This window comes from Erwinia sp. PPS120 (assembly GCF_047918655.1).
Taxonomy (GTDB): domain Bacteria; phylum Pseudomonadota; class Gammaproteobacteria; order Enterobacterales; family Enterobacteriaceae; genus Erwinia; species Erwinia tasmaniensis_A.
This window is the reverse complement of sequence record NZ_JBLREF010000015.1, coordinates 42,577-49,944: the sequence shown is the minus strand read 5'-3', so window position 1 is coordinate 49,944 and position 7,368 is coordinate 42,577. Positions and strand designations below refer to the sequence as shown.

8 protein-coding genes and 1 pseudogene are annotated in these 7,368 nt (G+C 45.3%); 1 reads left to right on the top strand and 8 read right to left on the bottom strand.

Annotated features, from left to right (window positions below; genetic code table 11):
- On the bottom strand, positions 1-919 hold a 919-nt coding region (locus ACLRGG_RS10110), incomplete at its 3' end, for a type VI secretion system Vgr family protein (protein WP_416249651.1).
- Between the two features lie 783 nt (positions 920-1,702).
- Positions 1,703-1,909, bottom strand: coding sequence for an immunity protein Tsi6 family protein (locus ACLRGG_RS10105; protein WP_416249807.1), 207 nt, complete (start codon positions 1,907-1,909; stop codon positions 1,703-1,705).
- Between the two features lie 97 nt (positions 1,910-2,006).
- On the opposite strand from ACLRGG_RS10105, the pseudogene ACLRGG_RS10100 reads away from it, so the two are divergent.
- Positions 2,007-2,271 (top strand): annotated as a pseudogene (locus ACLRGG_RS10100) (transposase); the annotation flags it as partial.
- A gap of 307 nt (positions 2,272-2,578) precedes the next feature.
- Here the strand turns inward: ACLRGG_RS10100 and ACLRGG_RS10095 are convergent.
- From ACLRGG_RS10095 to ACLRGG_RS10070, 6 genes are all read right to left on the bottom strand, one after another.
- Positions 2,579-2,899 carry a hypothetical protein gene (locus ACLRGG_RS10095; RefSeq protein WP_416249650.1) on the bottom strand — a complete coding sequence of 107 codons (321 nt, stop codon included), beginning with the start codon at positions 2,897-2,899 and terminating at the stop codon, positions 2,579-2,581.
- The gene (locus tag ACLRGG_RS10090) at positions 2,892-3,140 is read right to left on the bottom strand and encodes a hypothetical protein (protein WP_416249649.1); all 249 of its coding nucleotides are present in this window, start codon (positions 3,138-3,140) and stop codon (positions 2,892-2,894) included. Before ACLRGG_RS10090 ends, ACLRGG_RS10095 begins: the two co-directional genes overlap by 8 nt.
- Positions 3,141-3,453: 313 nt before the next feature.
- Positions 3,454-4,548: an ADP-ribosylarginine hydrolase Tri1 gene (gene tri1 / locus ACLRGG_RS10085; RefSeq protein WP_416249648.1), complete on the bottom strand. Its 1,095-nt coding sequence runs from the start codon at positions 4,546-4,548 to the stop codon at positions 3,454-3,456.
- On the bottom strand, positions 4,545-5,882 hold the full coding sequence (locus tag ACLRGG_RS10080; RefSeq protein WP_416249647.1) for a PAAR domain-containing protein: 1,338 nt from the start codon (positions 5,880-5,882) through the stop codon (positions 4,545-4,547). Before ACLRGG_RS10080 ends, tri1 begins: the two co-directional genes overlap by 4 nt.
- A 3-nt stretch (positions 5,883-5,885) precedes the next feature.
- Positions 5,886-6,692 (bottom strand): DcrB-related protein, encoded by an 807-nt coding sequence (locus ACLRGG_RS10075; RefSeq protein ID WP_416249646.1) that lies wholly within the window; start codon positions 6,690-6,692, stop codon positions 5,886-5,888.
- Between the two features lie 17 nt (positions 6,693-6,709).
- A partial coding sequence (locus ACLRGG_RS10070; protein ID WP_416249645.1) for a bacteriophage T4 gp5 trimerization domain-containing protein occupies positions 6,710-7,368 on the bottom strand: 659 nt, incomplete at its 5' end.

Sequence of the window (7,368 nt, the reverse complement as noted above, 5' to 3'; positions counted from 1 at the left end):
CGTTCAGCAGGGTGAAGGTGTTACCCGGCGCCAGCCCCAGCGCGGTGCCGCGGGCGGCGATCTGCTGGTGCTCCACCTGCCATCCCTCCTGACGGATGCGGGCGTAGAACTCGCCGTGGTCGTGGTCCACAAAGTGTCCCGGCCAGTCGTAGACGTCTATCTGCCCCGGCGACGGCGAGGCCGGGTTCTGCCGCGCCTGGAACATCCACGCGTTTGGCTTGCGGAAGTCGTAGTCGTCGATGCTGTACAGCCCCGGCGTCACCCTATCCTCCAGGCTCCACTGGCTGATCCCCTCCTCACGGGTGCTGCCCCCGGAGGGCGTGACATGATAGGGAATGGCCTCGTAGCCCGCAAACGGCTGGTGCTGCTGCGCGCTGTCCATCAGTACCAGGGTATGTTTGTCCGCTTCGTGGCGGAAGAAGTAATAGATGCCCTCCAGCTCCATCAGGCGGCTGATAAAATTAAAGCTGCTCTCCTGATACTGAACGCTGTACTCCCACACCCGGTAGCTGCCGGTCAGCCGGTCCTCGACGTTCACACCGTACTCGCGCAGCAGCGTTTTGATGCTCTCCGGCGCGGTCTGGTTCTGGAAGATACGCAGGTTGCGGTCGCGCTTCATCGGCCACAGCTCCGGCTCCATGGTCAGGCGGTAGACCGCGTAGCGGGTGCCGCTCAGCTCGGTGCTGCTGACCGCCATGCGGGTGATTTTGCCATTCAGATAGCGGGTGCCGCCCGTCAGCCCCTGGGTGGGGATGGAGACGGTAAGCGGCTGGCCGAGCAGCGCCTTGCGCTCAATGCGCGCATCGGTGCTCAGCAGCTCCACGGTTATCTCAAAGGCGTGCGAGAGAGCTTCTCTGCCGCTCAGTTTCCAGAACAGCAGGCCCGCGACGGGCAGCTGGACGGTGATACGATCAAACATAGTGATTTCCCTGACTGGCCGCGCCCGCCGGTTATACGCGGGCGCGGTAGTGATTAACTTTGCGGATCCAGCAGCCATAGGCCTGCACGATCGACGCTGATATGAACTTAAGGCTGTGGCTTGCGCTATAAATCTTTAACCCGCGATCAGCAAGTAACGTTTATAAGGTTGTTGCGGCAAAAAGTGTTATTTAGTATAAGAACAGCGGATCTCTTTCCTGATAGTGGACAGAGGAAAGCAGGGATGCTGCTGTATAATACGCAGCATTCAAAAAACCATCAGGGTATTTACTCTTGAGGGTAGCTTTATTTATTTTATAATGATTTTTATGAGGCAACCTGACTTCAACCTCTGTCCTCATCTGAGGCGCTACAAATAAGTAACTAAAGAGTCAATAGAAAAATAGCACTGAAGCCTTGATTTTTTTGCATATAACTAAGAGGTGGAAAAATTCTACTGATCTTTACTGTTTTAAATCCTGCCATAATTAGATTTAGAAATTAAATTTGTTAACCATAGAATCATATATTGCCTATAAACCTTGATCATCTCTATTTTCTTCAGAGCAACCCCAGAAATAGCGAGGCTTATCTTTTTTCAACATAACTAAATTCTTATGTTATTACACGAAACATTGGTAAAATAGAAAATATTACACTCTATTGAAATTAAAGAAACCTTCATTAAAACCGAAATTTATATCCAAAAATGAAAAATATATGTGAGATTTTCGTATCATTTTAATTTTATGTTACGTCTTTGCCTTTTAATATACTTAACATCTTATTTATGCAGGAGAATAACTTTGAGTCCACTGGAAATCTTTGAAGAAATACAATTTAAATTTGAAATGTTTATCGCTAATTCTGGATCGATAGGATCAAGCTCTTTATAAGCCAACACACCAAGATTCATCGTATGCAATTTACTTTTGTCCTTCCCGACCCCAGTCAATATAGACCGAACAAAATTTAATTGATCAAGCGTCATCATATAAAGATTAAATCTTTATTATTTTTTAGTCTCATTTCAGTAATTAAAATGGCGTCATTGATATAATCCAGAGCTGTATAATCATTCATTTATTTACCCAAATCTGAATACGTTCTTCGGCAACCCGCCGAATATCCGCAAGGCAATCTACACCACTAATGCCATCGAGTAACTGAAAAACGTAATCCGTCAGGCGATAAAGAAACGCAAAGTGTTCCCGACAGACGTTTAGTGCGGAAAGTTATTTATCTTGCTATCAGAGATTCTTCAAAAAAAGGTGTATGTCGTTCCAGAACTGGCGGCTGGCAATGAGTCGTTTTATTATCGAGTTAGGTGACCGCCTGAGCGATCACCTTTAATTCAGCGGCAGTTACACAGGGTTATTTACAGTTTTTTAAACCCCCTCTGTATTCCTGTTATTTTTGCCCCCCCAGATCCCCGTAATTTAAGAACTCATATGACTTTATTATAGATCTTGATGCGGCTCCCTTTATTAATTTTTTATCCTAATAACAAAGGACTACCCCTCCTGTTAATAGTAAACTAACCATATAGCCCGCTTAATTTATTTCCCGGGAGGATGTGGAGCTGTGGGGGATTATTATTACAACATATCAGTCTATACATACATTTAATTGCTATATAAACCACTCCACCACCATTAAATCAGCAAGGAATCTCAAGGATTTTATCATCCGGTTGGGAGTACTTCATAACGGATTTTCGCGCAGGAAGGAGTAGATAAGGAATAATTTCCTTATCTTTATTATTTGGATATTCTTTTTTTAACTCACCTGCAAGTAACTCAACATCGCTGCAAAAACATAGTTTTTGTATTTCATTGTCACTTAGCCTAAAACTTCTGAAAACATCCATCTGAGAAAAATTATTATACTCTGAAAAAACGATCGTAATAATAAAGTCATCGCCTGATTTATAAAAGTCGCACTCCCATTTTTTTCCATATAATAAAATGACATCATTCATATAGCTCTCCCGTTGTCATATCGTAAACTTTATAATCAATTCCTTCGACCATATTTTTCGTCGAAATAATAGCCTCGGGTTTTCCTGTAGGTAAACGACCACCAGGCAACCATTGATCGTTCACACCAAACTCGTTCCCTGAAGGCATCCTAATGTTATACTTTTCAGTTGGCAGAAAATCAACTCTTAACAATTGGCCGCTTTCTAATTGCTCTTGTGAAACCCCTAACTGCTCAGCCATATTAGAGGTATTACCAGCTGACTCAATGATTACTTTTGTAGTTCCCTCTTTAGAACCAAAAAATTCACTTTGCCATGGATCAGGCTTACCAAGCCCATATTGATCGTATGCATCTTTTAGTACGATTCTCGATGAACCATTTTCAAACTCTTTCGAATGATTGTCTATATACTCTTTCGTGGGTTTATACGAAATTGTTCGGGTCGGTTAGACCCGAAAGGTGACAGCCCATCGGAAATTTGGATAAATTTATACATTGCAGCTTACCTGCAATGAGATTTCGAGAATAACAGATATGCCCTGTACTCTGATTTTATTGACTCTCAGGGGCGCGTTTAAAAAGTTGTTCTGCCATTGCTGCAATGCGAGGTTCCTGCACTAATTTATCCCGCCATTCTTTAGGGATTTCAGTATAGCCATACAGTGCTCCAGCAATTTGGCCGGCAGTTGCTGCCACGCTGTCAGCGTCATCTGCAAGATTTGCCGCCAGAAGGATAGCATCCCGGAAATTATCCGTGTTCCACACTGCCCATATTGCTGCTTCAAGTGAATCAATAACGTAGCCGCTGGAGCGGATTTGGCTGCGGGACTTTTCTTTATACTCTCCGGCATTAATAAGCAGGACTCTTAAGGAACATGGCCAGACATGGGGCGAGAATGTCTCTTGTTTAGTATGACCATTTAGCAAATGATGCAAAATCAGGCTTAAGTATTGACTGGAGCTTATTGATTCAACAGCACCATGCGTAGCTATACTTTGTTGTTTTGCTTCCGTCAAATTTTTATAAAGAGATTTACGGTTGAAGATCGCCACAGGTGCATGCCTGATGATAGCTGCATTACCTGCTGTTTCAGGAGAAGTATTACCAAACCATTGGTCACCGTGTTTTAAGTATTCATCCAGTGCAAATCGGGTTGTATTACCAATGTCAAAACAACGTCCATTACTGCTATTTTCACCATGATGATACCAGCGAACAAGTTTCTCTCTGAAAACATGCATGTCCATATAGCCAGCTTCAAGATAAGTTTCACCCAGACACAGGGCCATTGATGTATCGTCAGTCCATTCTCCGGGTTTCAGTCTGAATGGCCCTCCTCCCACCATGTCACTAACGGTTGCGCTATCTCTGACAAGGAACTCTAAAGTTGTTCCTATTGCGTCGCCAACCGCTAATCCTACCAAAGCACCTTTGGCTTTATCCAGCGCATCTTCTTCGGTGATAATCTGGTGTATGTTTTGCAGCCAATCAGGTTTCTCCTGAGAAATAGCATGTGCATGCTGTGTCTTTTCAGGGAGAGCATACTCCATTCTGCTTTGTAGCTGCCGAGAGACAGGAGGTGCTAGATTACGATATTTCTGAGCATATTGTGACAAAATGAATTCATCTTCTCTGATATCAATCATGGCCTTTCCTCATACATAAGCTCAATCCTTCCATTTTGCTCTACTCTGCCCATAACTTCAAATTTAGTTCCTGGAGGATACAAAACTTCAGCTTCATGGTTATATTGCGAAAGAAATGAAATATCTTTACCTGAAGAACCTTTCACAGTCATATTTATATTTCCAGAAAATGGCTGACTCGATGAAGTGCTCATAAATGCGCCATCAGAAACTATATTTCCTTGTTGATTTAAATCTAGTATACTCTCCGGGAGAGAGCTTACACCTCTTGAAGTTATTCCTTCATATGACGGAAGATTATTCAATCCATCAGTAGCATGTCCTGCAAATGCTTCAAGCTCAGGCGTTAACAAAGTCTGACCGCGTAGGGCTGGATTTAATGCAGTATATCCTTCATTTGTAGTATATCCATACAAAGCTCCAAGTTGATCATCGCTTAGTTTCTCTAAATAAGCTGGAGCATTGTCCAAAGTATTTTCTTTAGCCGCTTTTATCCAGGCATCCGCTGTATCCTTACCTACTGCATCAGCAAGTGTCATTCGGGGTGTTTCTGGCAGGACTTCAGGAACAATTTCAGGTTCGGCTTTGAATAACTCTGCACTGCGCCAGCTATCGAACTTTGCCCCGCCTTTGCCACCCGCAGCACCGCCAATCAGACCGCCAGCAAGCATTGACCACTTCTGACCATTACTGCCTTCGCCAAAGAGTCTGCCGCCGATATAACTTCCGGCATAGCCGCCACCCAGTGCGCCGAAAGTACTTAGAATAGCGATAGCCGGGGAAGCCAGCACACCTATCGCCGCCGCACCAATGCCCAGCATCACCCAGTTTACCCAACCCGGTATTTCCGGGCTTATATCGTCCGTTTGTCGCTTGCTGCCACCGATAAAAACATTAAAAGATCCTGAAAAAATCTCGGCGCTACAGGTCAGACGATCGCCGATGCGTGCGGCAGGGAAGTCGTTGATATAGACCTTAATCGATCCTTCTGCAACCCGCTGCTTTGAACCACTGTGCTCATCACATTCTCCGGTTGATAAATGGGCCCGGATCGCAGCGCGATCGTTAATGATCACATTTGGGGAGCCATCAGACAGTTTTCCTGTCAAATGCCTTGGAGCCCAGGACATGCTGCCAAGCACTTCACCAATACCGCCAGCAGCGGTTGCTCCAGCGGCCGCTGCCGCGGTTACCACGACTAATGCCGCGCCACCGGTTACTACGACGGCAGCCGCCCCTAAAATGGCCCCTCCAATCAATCCGGCAATCATCCAGGTTTTTGAGGCACTGTGGGCTATGTCATCAAGTTCGCGGGCCGCATTAAACTCGCTCATGGATCAAACATCCCCGTTTGCCTGGATAAAGGCAGCGATGGCTTCGGCCGTATTAAGCATTGAGGAACCCTTTATCGACCTGCATACCAACATGACTGAAGACATCTGTTGAGCTCTTTTGGGTGAGGTTGTCCATAATGCATAGCGTGTTGTTTCCTGCTCCCGCGCTTTAGGCAAAGGAGCGATGTGCAGAGGATGGCCGGCTGCATCGTAAAACAGATACGCTCCATTTAAAGCCCGCTGTAAATCAATATGCTGGTAAAGACCATTTAGCGTTTCAAAAACAAACAGTTCTTTGCTGTCATTATCCAGTGCAAAATAGACTTTTTCACTGGTCGCTGACAGAGGTTGAGAGATAAAATCATCTTTTCCCTCCTGGCGGAAACGGATGCTGTTGATGATCGTGTCATATTGTTTTTGATAATATTCATCGAAACTGTCCGGACAGGTTCCAATAAAACAGACCATCTTCCTTCCCTGTCTTTCCTCATTAAGCAAGACGACAGATTGCTTCTGCCAGATAGCTGCATGACCATTTTTAAAATGGTAAAAAAGTTCTGTTGCAGGCTGTCCATCGATCAAAACTGATTGTGATGACGCCAGGACAAACCCCTGCAGAGTGACTGTCATTTCTTTGACTAATCGTGATGAAATGCTCTGTAAAGTGTCATCACTTTTTGCAGTTGCTCTTGAAACGACGAAAGTAAATTCGCTGGCATTATTCTCACTCAGCGTAAACAGATTCATTGTGCGATCTTTGAATACATCAGGTAACTCAACAGAGGCTTCCTGAAGTTGATATTTAGCCATATATCCTCCCTGACAGGTTATTTTTTCGCAAAATAGTTATTTAACTGTGTTTGAATCTTTTCCTTATGTCCTTCACCTGGAGCCATTGTAGCTGCCTTGCCATTTGAAGGGTTCAGATATAACTCTTCACCGGTATTAATCTCACCCGTTTTATCTACAGTTACATTGAAATTGATACCTGTGATATTAATATTGCCATCCTCTTTTAATTCAACAACGCTCTTGCCACATTCCAGCCTGATTGATGTCCCTGACCCCAGCACATAGGCACCCAAAGCATTATCTGTTCGTGTATTACCGGTGAGCAGGGTGGCGCTTCCTTTTACCCCAACATCTTGATCCTCGACGACACGATACTGTTCACTGGCTCCAACATAGTGAGAGTGATTCTGCCCCACGCTATGAGAAGCATCGTTCTTCACCTGGGTATCCATATTCTTCTGCGCCTGGATCCACACCTGCTCTTCCCCCGCTTTGTCCTCGAAGCGCAGGGCGTTGGCGTTGTCTGGCGAGCCATCCTTACTCCGGCTCAAAAAACCCATCTGCGTCGCCGCCGCCGGCAGCGCCCACGGCGGCATGCTCGCTTCGTTGTACACCCGGCCCGTGACAATCGGCCTGTCCGGATCCCCGTTGATAAAGTCAATCACCACCTCGTCGCCCACCCGCGGGATCTGCA

Coding starts and splice junctions, on each gene's coding strand:
- ACLRGG_RS10095 (WP_416249650.1), bottom strand. CDS start 2,899: ATGAATGATGTCATTTTATTATATGGAAAAAAATGGGAGTGCGACTTT.
- ACLRGG_RS10105 (WP_416249807.1), bottom strand. CDS start 1,909: ATGACGCTTGATCAATTAAATTTTGTTCGGTCTATATTGACTGGGGTC.
- ACLRGG_RS10075 (WP_416249646.1), bottom strand. CDS start 6,692: ATGGCTAAATATCAACTTCAGGAAGCCTCTGTTGAGTTACCTGATGTA.
- tri1 (WP_416249648.1), bottom strand. CDS start 4,548: ATGATTGATATCAGAGAAGATGAATTCATTTTGTCACAATATGCTCAG.
- ACLRGG_RS10090 (WP_416249649.1), bottom strand. CDS start 3,140: ATGGCTGAGCAGTTAGGGGTTTCACAAGAGCAATTAGAAAGCGGCCAA.
- ACLRGG_RS10080 (WP_416249647.1), bottom strand. CDS start 5,882: ATGAGCGAGTTTAATGCGGCCCGCGAACTTGATGACATAGCCCACAGT.